Genomic DNA, 13,709 nt, shown 5'->3' with positions numbered 1-13,709 from the left:
TTTTTCATGACTTTTAAAAATTCTTGAATTTTCAGCTTTATTAATCTTTATTTTATTGGCATAATAGAATTACAAGAAAAAGAGAAGTAGGTGAAATGGATGAATCATTCGGAACAGCCTTTCGATGTAAAAGAAGCACTTTTATTCAGTCAAAGAATGGCCCAATTGAGCAAAGCTCTTTGGAAATCCATTGAAAAGGACTGGCAGCAGTGGATCAAACCGTATAACCTAAATATCAATGAACATCATATTTTGTGGATTGCGTATCAATTAAAAGGAGCTTCAATATCAGAAATTGCAAAGTTTGGCGTCATGCATGTATCAACGGCGTTTAACTTCTCTAAAAAATTAGAGGAAAGAGGATTTTTAAAATTTTCTAAAAAGTTAAACGATAAACGCAATACGTATATTGAACTAACGCCAAAAGGCGAAGAGACATTCCATAAACTACTCGAAGATTACGACCCGGCCCGAACTGGTATTGTCAAAGGCGCACAGCCGCTTCATGACATTTACGGAAAGTTCCCTGAAATTTTAGAAATGATGTGTATTATCCGAAACATTTATGGTGAGGATTTCATGGAGATTTTTGAGAAATCGTTTTCAAACATTGAGAAGGACTTTTTGAATGAACGTGGGAAAGTCACGAAAAAGCCTGAAGAACTTGAAGACTCAGCGGAGGAAAAAGCGGCTAAAGCAAATCAAATTGTTTAATGATCTTTATAAATTCATTCATTAACGGCTGAAACAGCCCTTGATCATGCAAAGCAAAAATCGTCTCATGAACATCCAACTTTTCAATTAACTGTCCCGCAAACAGCGCAAGGAGATCGTCGAACATGACGTAGCCTTGTGCTTTTTGCTTGTCCATTTCATCTGAGAGCTCAGCACAAATACGCTCAATGTCCTTTGCCTCTTCTTTCGATACACGCTGCCGGATCAATAGCGCATAATATGGATAACGGCTCATATCTGTCGCCGTCAGTAACAGTTCCATATAATATTCGAGCTGGCTCATTCGTTCCTCAATACTCATGTACGTTCCCTCTTTCTCTTAGTCACTCTATTTTAGCCGAAATTACTCATTGACGAAAGAGACGAACCTCCCTCTTATGTCTTTTTTTCTTGAAAAACCCAAAGTTTCCTCTCTTTATTCCATATGAATGTAACAATTTATTTTTTTTCTTGAAAACCATTGATTTTTATCCTCAGGAAGAGTAAATTATCTTGAGATATTCAATTAGTTTTTTTGAGATTGGAAGGATGAAAAATGAATTGTTGGAAGACCATTAATCTTGAAAAGGATTATGGTTATACGAGAATGATGATTTCAGCCATATGTCTTACTGTATTTTTTTTCATTATGGCATTTTTATGTTTTCAACTGACTCATCCTGAAACGAGGCTCAGCAGTCACAATGCACCGCTTTTTATCGTGCTTTTACTTGCGACATTGCTTGTCCACCGCGTGGTTCACTTGATCCCAGTCATGAAACATAAGAAAAAAATGACGTTATTTAAACGAAATTGCTGGCAGCGCGTGCCTAAGAGAGTGATGCTTTTCTCACTGCTCAGCCCGTTTTGTGTCATCTCACCTGTTTACTTTGTTTTAGGAATGGCATTTCCAATGTACGCACACTATTTTATCATGATCGCAAGTATTCATGCAGGCTATTGTTTGCCTGACTTTTTATTTACTTGGAAACTGCTAAAAGCGCCAAAATCATGCATCATTGATCAAGCCCAAGACGAGTTTGATATTTTAGTTGACCCAACTTCCTCATCATGAGGTTTTTAAAGCCAACTTCTATCTTTTTCATAAAAAATTTGGTAATGTAGTATGGGAATAGCATAGAGAGGGGGGATCTCCGATAGTTTTATTTTACTTCATCGTCTTTGCCGCGTTTATTGTGTATTCAATAAACAGGCTTACTAATACATTATGCCTTGTCAGAGAGATTCCTGAAGAACGGCAAGATAAGGTGTTTCGCTTTATCAATGTATCGATACTGATCTTACTGATCTCATCATTTGTTGAAATTACCATATCTATTTAAGATCAAAGCAAAAGCTGCCTGTTTGATGGCAGCTTTTTGTGTATGATGATCTATTAGCAAATCCAAGATGCACCGATAATGATCAATAAGATAAATAATACGACGACTAGTGCAAAACCGCCAGCAAAGACTTCTCCTCCCATGTGAAAACACCTCCTGCCAGTTCTTCCTCTGTTCTAAGCTCAGTGTATGCAGAAAATTTTAAAACGTTTAGGCACTTGTCATCGTTTTAAAAAAGAACCGCCCGCACGCATGGCAGGACGGCTCCTTTCTGTCACAGCGATTTAATTAATAAAGATATGCTGCACCAACGATGATCAGCAAAATGAATAGCACGACCAATAAAGCAAACCCATTAGAATATCCTGCTCCCATATAATTCAGCCTCCTTTTTGTGATCAATATATGTGTATGTTGGTCGCAAAAATTTGACTAGACGAATGCCCTCCCATTTGCATTTCTTTTTACAGCATGTCACAATATGTTATGATACAAGCAATGATAAATAAATTGGAAAGATTAGGAGTGTTTTTTGAATGAAAAAAATGGCTTTAGCAGCTGTAACAGCAGTAAGTGTTTTAACTCTTGGCGCATGCAGTAGCGGTGACAAAGAAGTGATCGCAACAACAAAATCAGGAGATGTCACAAAAGAAGAGCTTTACACAACTCTTAAGAAACAAGCAGGTGGAGATGCTTTAAACCTACTTGTTCAACAAAAGGTTCTTGCTGACAAATACAAAGTATCAGATAAAGAAATTGATAAGAAATTGGAAGAATATAAAAAGACACTTGGTGAAGATCGTTTAAAACAACTTCAAGATGAATTCGGAAAAGATTACATCAAAGATCAAGTAAAATATGAGCTGCTGACTCAAAAGGCTGCCAAAGCTAACATCAAAATCACTGACAAAGAAGTAAAAGCGTATTACGATGACCTAAAAGGGAAAATCCGCGCAAGCCACATTTTAGTTGCTGACAAGAAAACAGCAGATGAAGTAGAAAAGAAATTAGATAAAGGCGAAAAATGGGATGACCTTGTATCTGAATATTCAACTGACACTGCTTCAGCAGCACAAGGCGGCGATGTAGGCTGGTTCGCAAAAGAAGGCCAAATGGATGAGAACTTCAGTAAAGCTGCCTTCAAACTAAAAGTAAATGAAATCAGCAAACCAGTAAAATCTCAATTTGGTTACCATATCATTAAAAAGACCGAAGAACGCGGTAAATACGATGACATGAAAGCAGACTTGAAAAAAGAACTGCTTGATCAAAAACAAGCAGATAACAATGAAATTCAAACGATCTTAAACAAATTGGTGAAAGATGCTGATGTGAAAGTAAAAGATAAAGAACTTGAAAATACATTCAAAGAAAAATCTGAGCAAACCACACAACAAACACCAAACCAATAATGAACGAAAAACCCCTCTACATGAACTTGTAGAGGGGTTTTTTTATTCTTATTGATTATGCAATCGAATGGTCCTCATGCTTCGCCGTTTCCTGGGATTGTTTCATTTGCTGTCCTTGACGTCTACGCTCTCTCTCCTGCTCCATTCGTTCGATAAAGATTTCTCCCTCTTTTTCAATAAAGGATTGATCAATCTCTTGCTCCTCTTTGGCTGTCGTCATTAATTTATAGGCACAAAAAATAATGCCAATGATACATGCATATACCCACCATGGAAAAAATAACATTGTCTTCGCCTCCTTTTTCAGGACTAATCTCTCTTCCTTCGTGTTACATGCTTATGCGAAAAGAAGACAAGTTATGAAAAAAAACGCCCGCATCAAACGGGCGTTTTATCATGATGATTCATTGTGAAAGGTTGGTTTATAAAACGAACGATTCTCTAGTGCAAAAATACGCTCTGTATATTCTCCTGGCTTCACATGCTCAAGCGCACGATCCATCATGTTCATTTTTGCATCTAAATTATCTATATAGTGGAGAATTTCGGCTTCCTTCACCATTGGTGGTTTAGGACTGCCCCACTCCCCTTTTCCATGATGACTCAGCACTAAATGCTGCAGAATCAGAATTTCCTCAGAATCAATGCCAAGCTCCTCTGCGGCTTTCGCAATTTCTGTCACCATAATAGAAATGTGGCCAATTAAGTTCCCTTCTACTGTATATGTGGTGGAGACAGGACCCGAAAGCTCTTTGACTTTCCCTAAATCATGTAGAATGATCCCTGAATATAAAAGATCTCGATCTAGTGATGGGTATAGATCAACAATGGATTTCGCTAAATGAAGCATCGATACCACATGATAGGCAAGACCCGAAACAAACTCGTGATGGTTTTTCGTAGCTGCTGGGTAATCAGCGAATTCCTGTCCATATTTCTTCAGCAAATGTCTTGTGACACGCTGAATATTAGGGTTTTTCATATCAAAAATATATTGCATGATGGTATCCATCATATCGTGCTTTGGAATAGGAGCTGTTTCTAGAAAATCATCAATGCGGATTTGCTCGTTTTCAGCAACAGGACGTATATTCCTAAGCTTCAGCTGATTCCTTCCGCGATAATGATGAATATCACCTACTACCTTCACAATGGTTTGCGCAGCATATGTGAGTTCATCATTCTGCTTTGCATCCCATAGCTTCGCCTCAATATCTCCACTTTGATCTTGAAGAATTAACGTTAAAAATGGTTTGCCATTACTCGCAATCCCTTTAGTAGATGATTTAATTAATAAATGCAGGTCAACTTGTTCGCCGACGTCATAGGTCATGATCCCTTTAGCCATTCAATAAATGCTCCTTCCATGTTTCTGCTCATATAAGTATAACATAAGTAATAATTTGTCAATCATTCCACTGCTAAGCTCGTAATCTGCCCGTCTTCCGCTGCTTGTTTCATATAATGATGACAAGTGAAATAAAACAGCTGTGTTTCAAAACGAGTGAGTTCACTCATCAGCTCCAGCACCCTGTCTAGACGGACATGATCAAAGTGAACGAAACTGTCATCCATCATAAATGGGAGCTGACAATCTTGCTGGTGGGACAAAGCAAGTGCAAAACGAATCGAGAGATAAATTTGTTCACATGTTGCTTGTGAAAGCTCCTCCGGGCGGAATAGGCGTCCATCCCTCCGTTTCACAATCAGCCGGTCATCTTCGGCAGAAAATAAAATCACTTCATATCGATCATTCGTTAACGGCTGAATAAATCGGGAAGCTGTTTGGAGGAGTGCTGGTAGCCTCGTTTCTTTATGCTCATTGAGTTTCTCTCGAATGACGGAACGAACGAGCTGAATAGCCGCCCATTTTTTCGCTAGATGCTTTGCCTGCTCCTGCTCTACAGCAAGCTGATGAGTCAAATCAGACACTGTACCTGATGCTTCTATTTGGCGTATTTCTACTGCTAATTCTGCCAAGCGTTTTTTCATATTCGTCACATTCTCTTGCATGTCATTCAGATGTCTTTTTGCTTGTGCACACTGCTCCTCAAGGGTGCGTAAACCTTTACGGACAATGACCTCTTCCTCATCTATATAACCGCTTTTGTGCAGCTCTTGGTTCAGCTGCTGCAAATTGTACAGCCGCTCCCGGTATTCTTTGGATAGATGAGATAGGACATGATAATCTTCTTTTGACGCTGCTTCTACTTTTCGAAAAAGCTCGTCCGTTTGTTTTTCATAATATTGAACTTCTCCTTCTAATGTTGTCAGCTGCTGCTCTACATGTTGAATGGATACGTGCAATGTCTGACGTTCTTTTTCTCTTTTTTCCTCATCTTTCAATATCTCTTGAAAGGCTGAGATATTCTCTTGAATGGTCCCTTCTTTTCTTTGAAGGAGACTCATGAGCGCTGAAACTCTTTGCTCGTAGGTCGATTGCTGCTGTGTGAGCATCTCTATTTCCTTGTTAAGCGCCTCATATGCCGCTGTATTCGCTTTTAATTGTTTCAAGATATGGAAAGCTTCCACAAGGAATGAGAGCTCTGAGGACAAACCCAGCTGCCTTCTCATATCTTCTACTTGTTGCTGTACAGGTTCCAGTTCCCGCTCCCAGTCTTCATATTGCTGTATCATTCTTTCGTATAAAAGCTCCTTTTGCTTCACTAGCGTTTCAGCTGAAGCTGTTTGAACTTGAAAGGAATGATAGGCGTTACTGTCGTTTGCTTCCTTCATCTGAGTCTGTTTAAGCACTGGATAAATAGCGATCAAGATAAATACGGAAAATCCTGCAAACAGTAACGTCACCCAGCTCTCTGCTAAAACGAATAAGACCGTGAGAATGACAGCACATAGCACGAACATCAGCGGGAATAACCACACTCTGGAATGATTCTGTTTCACTGTAGCCCTTGTGCCCCTGACATCTTCTGCATCTTGCTGTTTAACGGGCTGCTCCTTTAATCCTTTTAGAGCGGTTTCCGCTTCTTCCAGCTCATGTCTTGCATGATCAAACCGGTCATCGAGCTGCGTTTTCCTATCCATTAAACGAACGTATTGGCTCACAGCCTCTTTTAATTCCCACTCAAAGTCAAGTGAATCATCCAGCTGGTCAAGCTTGATTGGACGCTGCCACTTCAGCTTCGCTGATGCTTCTTCTATTTTTTGTTTCAAAGAATTCTGCTCTGTTTTCCCTTCTGCTAAGCGTTTCTTCACAAGTTCAGCATCAGATGATTCAGCTATGACTCGCTTCATCTCCAATACCGTATCCTTGTCATAGAGTGGCTGAACTTGCGTGAGCGACGTTTGCAAATGATCTAATTTTTGTTTCAGTGCCGTCACTTGCGCCTTTTTTGGGTGAAGGTGTGATTCTAATTTATCAAGTTCATGCGCGGTTTCCGGTCTAAACCGTTTGACTCGTTCAGGATAACTAGCCAAATCTTTTTTTAACTCTATCTTGTTTTCTATCATAGGATAAAGTCGAATATGTTCAGTCAAAAGCTGAATCTCTTCTTCAGTCTGTCTCATTTCATGCTGAAGCATTTCTACCTTCTCGGTTAATTCAGCTTGTTCTTTTTTCTTTTCGGTATAACGACTTTCTACCAATTTGGCCTGTTTCAACTTACCTGACAGCTCTTTTACATGATCAAGCTGCTGATTTAATTCAGGCTTACGTCCATTCGGTTTAAAAAGCTGCTCTTGCTGTTTTAGCAGCCTGCTGTCCATTTTGGATGCCGCATCTGAGCCAAACAAACTTGAAAAGAGTAGAAATTCCCCTATTTGATCTTGATTTAATGTTTGTACATTTTGCAGACCAAACACGTCAAAAGAATAGATCGATTGGTATAATCTGCGATCTGTTCCCTTTAACATCGCATGTAGAAACGCTTCACCTTTCACTTCACCATTTGGCAGCAACACCTGAGCTTGGCCGCCATGATCAGATGTTCTTTCAATATGAATCACACCTAATTCCTCATCTAAACATGTAAGAGACCCGCCATAAAATGAGCCATGCTTTGGCTTATACATATGGCTTTTGGAAAAACCAAATAACATCGATTCAATAAACGCCTTCAATGTCGTTTTCCCCGATTCATTCAGGCCATAAACTAACTGAAAACCGTCATCAGAAAAGTGGAAGGTTTGATTGGAAAATTTCCCGAAATTCGCAATATGGAGTGAACGTATTTTCATCATACCTCTCCTTTTCTCATAAATGCTTCAGCTGTTCTGCCAGCAGCCTTTGTGCCTCTTCTTTAATATCGATCTCGTCCTCTTTTGTAAAAGCTCTTCCTGCCTTTCTATAGGTTGGATGACGCTTGATCGGTGAAAGCAGCTCATCATACGCATCAAACTCGGCAATTTCTGCTGTTAGTTCAGTCAAAAAAGAATCTTCTAGATAGACGGCATCTTCATGTGTCCGGCAGTCAATCGACATCACCCAAACAAACAAGTCTTCATCTTCCTCCTGTTCATGAAGAACAGCCATCAGCTCCTCAAGCACTTCAAGCTGAGTAAGCTCCATATAAGAAGGAGCATCGCCAGTTAGTTCGATTTTCACAAAATGAGGAACACCTCTCTCTTTCAGTCCACTCATCTTTTTGTCCACAAGTATCACAAGATCGGTCATATGAGCGGTATGTGTGATATCTATTGTCAATGTCTCAAAGATGACATCTGAACAGCTCATAAACTCCGCTCTTTGAGCATCTTCAGATAGGTAAACGACATAACAGCCTTTCTCTCCTGTTTCTTTTATATGTCTTCCTTGCACGTTTCCAGGATAGATCACCATTGGGTCTTCATGCAGAAGAGCCCGCTTATGAATATGTCCAAGCGCCCAATAATCAAAATCCCGCGCTAGAAGCTGCTGAAGCTGAAATGGTGCATACGCATCATGCCCTTCTTGACCTGCTAATGTGCCGTGAAGCATTGCAATATGATAGGGGGCATTTGTTGTTTTTTCATAATAAGGTGTCATATTTTCATGGACAGCTCGATCTTTGTAGCTGAACCCGTAAATACTTGCCACAAGCTGACCTTCTCTATAAAAGGCTTGCTCACTTGGCGTACTGCTCAAAAAAACGTGAACATTCTCTGGCCACTCAATTGGTGTCCATTCACCACCTAAATGATCATGATTACCATAAATAATAAACACTTCAATCCCGTGTGATTGTAGCTTAAGAAACTGATTTCTTAAAAAAAGCTGTGCTTTTAGGCTGCGATTCGATTCGTCAAATATATCTCCGCTCAGCAGCATAAAGTCTACTTCTCGATCAATCGCAAGTTCAAACATGTTCTTGGCACTTTGAAATGTACTTTCTTTCAACCTCTTAAAAATTCGGTTCGGTATATTGGACATTCCCGCAAACGGACTATCTAAATGAAGATCTGCGGCATGAATAAAAGTGAGCTTCGTCAAACGTCTATCTCCTTGTACGTTACTGTAGTTGTCCATATTTTATCACGCCGTTTTTACGAATGCACGTTCTATCGCTCTCATTCTAAAAAACACATTTTCAGGGGTGAAAAAAGAGGTTTTAACTTCCTCCTTGTATAATTCATTAAAAAACAAGAAGAAAGGGAAGATCAGAGATGGAGAAAACCTACTATTTGACTGTATTTGATTCGTCAGGTGAAACCTTATTAAACGAAAAAATCACCACAGATAGTGATGAAAAAGCAAAAGAATTAGGACGTCATCGTTTAATCGAACAACAATACACAAAGCATTCTCACCGGCTCGTAAATGATGCAGGTAAACTTCTTTTATTTGAACGTTAAAAAAGCCGGCATCCGCCGGCCATTCATTCTTCTATTTAATGAAACACAGGACGTCTTTTTTCCAAAAACGCTTGAACACCCTCCTGATGATCACGGCTTTGTCTCAGTCTAGCTTGTGCAGCACGCTCTTTTTGAAGAACGGCTAACAGCTGTGATTCTGACTGCTGAAAATAAATCATCTTTGTTTCAACAAAGGCTTGAAGTGGCATATTTAAAAATGGCTTGACGCACGCTTTTTGATACGTATCCACCTCATCTTGAAACACGCCGTCCGCAAGGCGAAGCTTGAGCGCTTCTTCAGCCGGTAGCTTTTGTCCGCTCCAAATCAATTGTTTAGCGGTTTGTTCACTAACTCTTTTGGTGAGGAAAAAATGCCCTCCGCCATCTGGGATTAACCCGATTCCATTAAAGTTCATGGCAAGTTTAGCATCTTGATGCATAAACAAATAGTCACAGCTAAGGGCAAAGCTAAAAGCAAGACCAGCCGCTGCCCCGTGGACAAGTGCAATCGTCACTTTTTTCATACTGGCTAAAGAAAGTGTAATTCCCTCGATCAAATCCATCACGCGATGAAAATCTTCTTCACGATCTTGCTTTAGCATCATGCCAATATCTCCGCCTGCTGAAAACCCTTTGCCCATTCCCTTAAGAACAACAATTTTCGCACTGCTCTCACTCGCTGTATCACACGCTTCCTTCAATTCAGCAAACATGTCAACATGAAACGAATTATACGCTTCAGGTCTATTGAAAACGATTTCAAAAATATCCCCGTCTACCTGACAATTGATATATGTCATCATCCATTCCCCCCTCTTGCTTTTCAAGCTCATCACTTACTTCAATTTCCATCAAGTAATTCCTTTTCCTCTACATAAAAAATTTCAAGATCAACTGATACTAAAATAAGCATAATTGTTGAAACGAGAAATATATTTTTATATAGTAAAATAAGAAATAAAACATCATTTGAAAGGGGGAGGATGATTGATAAGAAGTTCCATATGTATATTGATTAGCTGCATCGTCATGTTTTCTCCCTTTTCAAATGTCGTTTTTGCTTCACAAGCAGAAGCGAGCACACCAAGCCTGATTTCTCCATCGATTTATGATGAAGAAATCAACGCTGTGAAGACACCTCCATTCTCAAAAAAACATGCCGCATCTCTTCTGTTAAAACAGAGGTTATCAATAGGCGCTTCAAAAGCTTTTCTTGTAAAGCTTGCACTAGCCACTGCGTTATCTATTGATTTATGTTTTTTAGAAATGAAGTGTGCAATCCCCATTATGTACCAATCAAATTACCTCGACTGATTCATTTTATTTCATCCGTACTCACTATATGAAAAACAAAACCTATCATATTCGGAGGGATAAAATGAACATTAAAGAAAATGATCTTCCTGGGATTGGAAAGAAATTTGAAATTGAAACGAGAAATAGAGAAAAGATGACGATTGTGATTCATGATGATGGCAGACGGGAGATTTATCGTTTCGACGATGAAGATCCAGATGAAGTACTGTCCACCATTTCTCTCGATGATGCTGAAGCCCGGCAAATTGCTGCCATTATTGGCGGTATGGTGTATAAGCCGCAAGCACTTGAAACGATTGAAATGGCGTTCAATGATTTGATCATTGAATGGTTTAAGGTAGAAAAAGACGCAAAAGCGGTTGGACATACACTCGGCGATTTAGATGTGAGACAAAATTATGAAGTCACCGTCATTGCGATCATTAAACATACAAATGAAAAATTACTCAACCCCGGTGCCGATTCGATTATTCAAGCAAATGATACGATGGTCATTTCAGGCGAAAGAAAACACTTGAAGCGATTGATACGTGATTTTCTTTCTAGAGGGGGAGAGTGATGAATGGATCATTTAGTCTTTGAAGTTGGAACGGCGCTTATTCTCATCGCCATTGCCAGCTTAATCGCCAATAAAATTAAATTTTCTATCATTCCTTTTCTCATTGTCCTCGGGATGATTGTTGGTCCGCATGCACCAACCATCGGGATCATTGATTTGAAGTTTATCGAGAGCACCGAGATTATTTCGTTTTTTGGTAGAATGGGTGTCCTGTTCCTTCTATTCTACCTCGGGCTTGAGTTCTCTGTCGGCAAACTCATAAAATCGGGTAAATCCATTGCAGTTGGCGGATCTATTTATATTTTGATCAACTTTAGCTTAGGATTGCTGTATGGGTTTATCACAGGCTTTGGATTCCTTGAAGTCCTCATTATGGCAGGCGTTATTACCATTTCATCCAGCGCCATTGTCGCCAAAGTCCTTGTCGATTTAAAACGGACAGCGAACCCTGAAACAGAGTTAATTCTTGGGATTATTATGTTTGAGGATATTTTTCTCGCCGTCTATTTATCTGTCGTATCCGGTCTTGTCCTTGGAGATGCCACGTCCGTTGGCGGTGCCTTATTATCTATTTTAATCGCTTTTGGTTACATGATGATTTTCTTTATCATCGCACGTAAGCTACCAAAACTATTAAACAAACTATTCGATATCCGTTCAAATGAAGTATTTATCATTGTCATTTTTGCCGCTTTGTTCTTCGTGGCTGGTTTTTCAGAGACGATTCATGTCGCAGAGGCCATTGGCGCTCTCTTACTCGGTCTTGTGTTTTCAGAAACAGAGCACTCAGACCGCATTGAACATCTCGTTGTTCCTTTTAGAGATTTCTTTGGCGCCATGTTCTTCTTCAGCTTCGGATTGAGTATTGATCCATTTACATTAGGAGATGCCTTCTGGCTTGCGATCGGCGCTGTCATTCTCACCTTAATTGGGAACTTCACCGCCGGGATGTTTGCTGGAAGAAGAGCCGGTTTCTCTCATAAAGCTTCTTCTAATATTGGATTAACCATCGTATCAAGAGGAGAGTTTTCCATCATTGTAGCCGAACTTGGGATTGCAGGCGGGCTTGCCGCTACATTGAAGCCATTTGCTGCATTATATGTATTAATCCTTGCGATTTTAGGACCGCTAGTGACGAAAGAATCAAAGCGTATCTATCAAATCCTAAACAAAATCTTCAAATGGAAAACTGAAAAACCAAAAGTAAAAAGAGAAACAACCATTTAATTGAAAAGGGCCCTGTGCTGGGGCCCATTTTTTATATCTATTCAAATTGCTGAAATGCTGTTTCTTGCTTCACTTGTTCTTTCGTATCCCCGCGAATGGTTCGGATGACTTTCTGATTGCGGTAGATCGATAGTTTTAAATTGGTCGCCGCTGTTCCATGAGAGTGATCGAGGTTCGTGAATGTAAAGAAATGATGAGACCGTTTGTCTTTAAACACAAGCCTGAAGTCGTCTGTCACTTTAAAATGCTTATCGCTTTCCCATTCAATCAATGGTTCATATGAGCTAAACCATTCCGGAATATTAGGCGTATATCCTGTAGCCAATACCACATGATCGGCTGTGACTTTCTTTTCTTTCTTCAGTTGCCATTGTTTCAAATGCAGCTCTAACTGCTGCTCATCCTCCATATGTATCGCTTCAAGCTCAGTCATTGGCTGAATGAGTACAGAAGGCTCTTCACCTGAAACGGAGCGATGGTACAATTCCTGATAAATACGAGAAAGCGTCGATGCATCTATGCCATTCCTTAATCCTGCCAGTCTAGGCAATGTGTTCATTCGTTCTTCATAAGGAAGGGAATGAAAATATTCAACATACTTAGGTGTAAATAGCTCCTGACCAAGCTCCGCTGTCTCTAGTTCTCTAAATTCACTTGAACGTGTAAACCACGAAAGCTGCTGTCCTTTCTTCTGATGCTGAAGCAGGTCTAAGAAAATTTCAGCTGCACTCTGACCTGAACCAATCACCGCCACCGTTTCAGTTTCATGAAGTTCTTTTTGTTGATCTACATAACGACTGCTATGGGTCACATGCGGCAACGCAGCTTCTGGCACATCGACAGGGACCATCGGCTTGCTTCCCGTTCCAAGGACGACATGCTTTGCACGATATTCAGAAAGCGCCCCATCTTTCAACCGCCGAACTTTTACAAGATACCCGTCTTCACAGTCGGTCACTTCTTCCACCTTCATCCCGAACTGACAGCTATCTAATTCACCTGCAACCCATGATAAATACTCATTGAATTCTCTCCGGGGGATATCAAATTGTTCAAATGTATAAAATCGGTGAAGCCTGTTTGATTCATGTAAATAATTTAAAAATGTATACTTGCTCCTTGGATTAGCCATTGTCACAAGGTCCGCTAGAAAGGAAACTTGTAAGTCCGTTCCTTTGATGAGCATACCAGGATGCCAAGCAAATTCGGTTTCCTGTTCAAAAAAACAGCATGTCACATCTTCATACTCCTCTAATAAAGCGGCCAATCCTAAATTTGCTGGCCCAATCCCAATTCCGATCACATCCATCATATGTACACCTGCTTTACCTTTTTACCCCCTATATA

17 protein-coding genes are annotated in these 13,709 nt (G+C 39.9%); 8 read left to right on the top strand and 9 right to left on the bottom strand.

Annotation, left to right across the window (positions count from 1 at the left end; translation table 11 throughout):
• The first annotated feature begins 99 nt into the window (after positions 1–99).
• The gene (locus AC0VYC_RS05000) at positions 100–714 is read left to right on the top strand and encodes an HTH-type transcriptional regulator Hpr (protein WP_008348891.1); all 615 of its coding nucleotides are present in this window, start codon (positions 100–102) and stop codon (positions 712–714) included.
• On the opposite strand, the gene AC0VYC_RS04995 is transcribed toward AC0VYC_RS05000, so the two are convergent.
• Positions 692–1,036 carry a YhaI family protein gene (locus AC0VYC_RS04995; RefSeq protein WP_007497157.1) on the bottom strand — a complete coding sequence of 115 codons (345 nt, stop codon included), beginning with the start codon at positions 1,034–1,036 and terminating at the stop codon, positions 692–694. The genes AC0VYC_RS05000 and AC0VYC_RS04995 overlap by 23 nt on opposite strands.
• A gap of 234 nt (positions 1,037–1,270) precedes the next feature.
• Between AC0VYC_RS04995 and AC0VYC_RS04990 the strand changes: the two genes are divergently transcribed.
• Positions 1,271–1,789 carry a DUF3267 domain-containing protein gene (locus tag AC0VYC_RS04990; RefSeq protein WP_429627007.1) on the top strand — a complete coding sequence of 173 codons (519 nt, stop codon included), beginning with the start codon at positions 1,271–1,273 and terminating at the stop codon, positions 1,787–1,789.
• A gap of 82 nt (positions 1,790–1,871) precedes the next feature.
• Positions 1,872–2,057 carry a hypothetical protein gene (locus AC0VYC_RS04985; protein ID WP_072368131.1) on the top strand — a complete coding sequence of 62 codons (186 nt, stop codon included), beginning with the start codon at positions 1,872–1,874 and terminating at the stop codon, positions 2,055–2,057.
• A gap of 53 nt (positions 2,058–2,110) precedes the next feature.
• Here AC0VYC_RS04985 and AC0VYC_RS04980 read toward each other — a convergent pair whose 3' ends face one another.
• Positions 2,111–2,200, bottom strand: coding sequence for a YjcZ family sporulation protein (locus AC0VYC_RS04980; protein WP_017360317.1), 90 nt, complete (start codon positions 2,198–2,200; stop codon positions 2,111–2,113).
• 145 nt (positions 2,201–2,345) lie between these two features.
• Complete coding sequence (locus tag AC0VYC_RS04975) at positions 2,346–2,432, bottom strand: YjcZ family sporulation protein (RefSeq protein WP_008361129.1); 87 nt, start codon at positions 2,430–2,432, stop codon at positions 2,346–2,348.
• Positions 2,433–2,593: 161 nt separating this feature from the next.
• Here AC0VYC_RS04975 and AC0VYC_RS04970 point away from each other — a divergent pair, with 161 nt between their 5' ends.
• Positions 2,594–3,469: a peptidylprolyl isomerase gene (locus AC0VYC_RS04970; RefSeq protein ID WP_024719991.1), complete on the top strand. Its 876-nt coding sequence runs from the start codon at positions 2,594–2,596 to the stop codon at positions 3,467–3,469.
• 55 nt (positions 3,470–3,524) lie between these two features.
• On the opposite strand, the gene AC0VYC_RS04965 is transcribed toward AC0VYC_RS04970, so the two are convergent.
• From AC0VYC_RS04965 to AC0VYC_RS04950, 4 genes are all read right to left on the bottom strand, one after another.
• The gene (locus tag AC0VYC_RS04965) at positions 3,525–3,755 is read right to left on the bottom strand and encodes a sporulation YhaL family protein (protein ID WP_475389584.1); all 231 of its coding nucleotides are present in this window, start codon (positions 3,753–3,755) and stop codon (positions 3,525–3,527) included.
• A 108-nt stretch (positions 3,756–3,863) separates the two neighbouring features.
• Entirely contained in the window at positions 3,864–4,817 is a 954-nt protein-coding gene (gene yhaM, locus AC0VYC_RS04960; RefSeq protein ID WP_007497151.1) for a 3'-5' exoribonuclease YhaM, read from the bottom strand.
• A 62-nt stretch (positions 4,818–4,879) separates the two neighbouring features.
• Positions 4,880–7,666 carry an ATP-binding protein gene (locus tag AC0VYC_RS04955; protein ID WP_475390014.1) on the bottom strand — a complete coding sequence of 929 codons (2,787 nt, stop codon included), beginning with the start codon at positions 7,664–7,666 and terminating at the stop codon, positions 4,880–4,882.
• A 16-nt stretch (positions 7,667–7,682) separates the two neighbouring features.
• Entirely contained in the window at positions 7,683–8,897 is a 1,215-nt protein-coding gene (locus AC0VYC_RS04950) for a metallophosphoesterase family protein (protein WP_475389582.1), read from the bottom strand.
• Between the two features lie 173 nt (positions 8,898–9,070).
• Here AC0VYC_RS04950 and AC0VYC_RS04945 point away from each other — a divergent pair, with 173 nt between their 5' ends.
• The gene (locus AC0VYC_RS04945) at positions 9,071–9,259 is read left to right on the top strand and encodes a YhzD family protein (RefSeq protein ID WP_024719988.1); all 189 of its coding nucleotides are present in this window, start codon (positions 9,071–9,073) and stop codon (positions 9,257–9,259) included.
• 35 nt (positions 9,260–9,294) lie between these two features.
• On the opposite strand, the gene AC0VYC_RS04940 is transcribed toward AC0VYC_RS04945, so the two are convergent.
• Positions 9,295–10,062: an enoyl-CoA hydratase gene (locus AC0VYC_RS04940; RefSeq protein ID WP_324657840.1), complete on the bottom strand. Its 768-nt coding sequence runs from the start codon at positions 10,060–10,062 to the stop codon at positions 9,295–9,297.
• A gap of 184 nt (positions 10,063–10,246) precedes the next feature.
• Between AC0VYC_RS04940 and AC0VYC_RS04935 the strand changes: the two genes are divergently transcribed.
• The 3 genes from AC0VYC_RS04935 (at position 10,247) to AC0VYC_RS04925 (ending at position 12,362) form a co-directional block, all read left to right on the top strand.
• Positions 10,247–10,573: a potassium:proton antiporter gene (locus AC0VYC_RS04935; RefSeq protein WP_231101368.1), complete on the top strand. Its 327-nt coding sequence runs from the start codon at positions 10,247–10,249 to the stop codon at positions 10,571–10,573.
• Positions 10,574–10,637: 64 nt separating this feature from the next.
• Positions 10,638–11,135 carry a cation:proton antiporter regulatory subunit gene (locus AC0VYC_RS04930; protein ID WP_017366937.1) on the top strand — a complete coding sequence of 166 codons (498 nt, stop codon included), beginning with the start codon at positions 10,638–10,640 and terminating at the stop codon, positions 11,133–11,135.
• 3 nt (positions 11,136–11,138) lie between these two features.
• Complete coding sequence (locus AC0VYC_RS04925) at positions 11,139–12,362, top strand: cation:proton antiporter (protein ID WP_007497140.1); 1,224 nt, start codon at positions 11,139–11,141, stop codon at positions 12,360–12,362.
• A 37-nt stretch (positions 12,363–12,399) separates the two neighbouring features.
• Here AC0VYC_RS04925 and AC0VYC_RS04920 read toward each other — a convergent pair whose 3' ends face one another.
• On the bottom strand, positions 12,400–13,674 hold the full coding sequence (locus AC0VYC_RS04920) for a lysine N(6)-hydroxylase/L-ornithine N(5)-oxygenase family protein (RefSeq protein ID WP_475389578.1): 1,275 nt from the start codon (positions 13,672–13,674) through the stop codon (positions 12,400–12,402).
• Positions 13,675–13,709: the final 35 nt, after the last annotated feature.

The sequence above is a fragment of the Bacillus sp. iso_77 genome, assembly GCF_056173625.1.
Note: the sequence above shows the minus strand (reverse complement) of the source record. Positions and strands in the feature narration are given on the sequence as shown.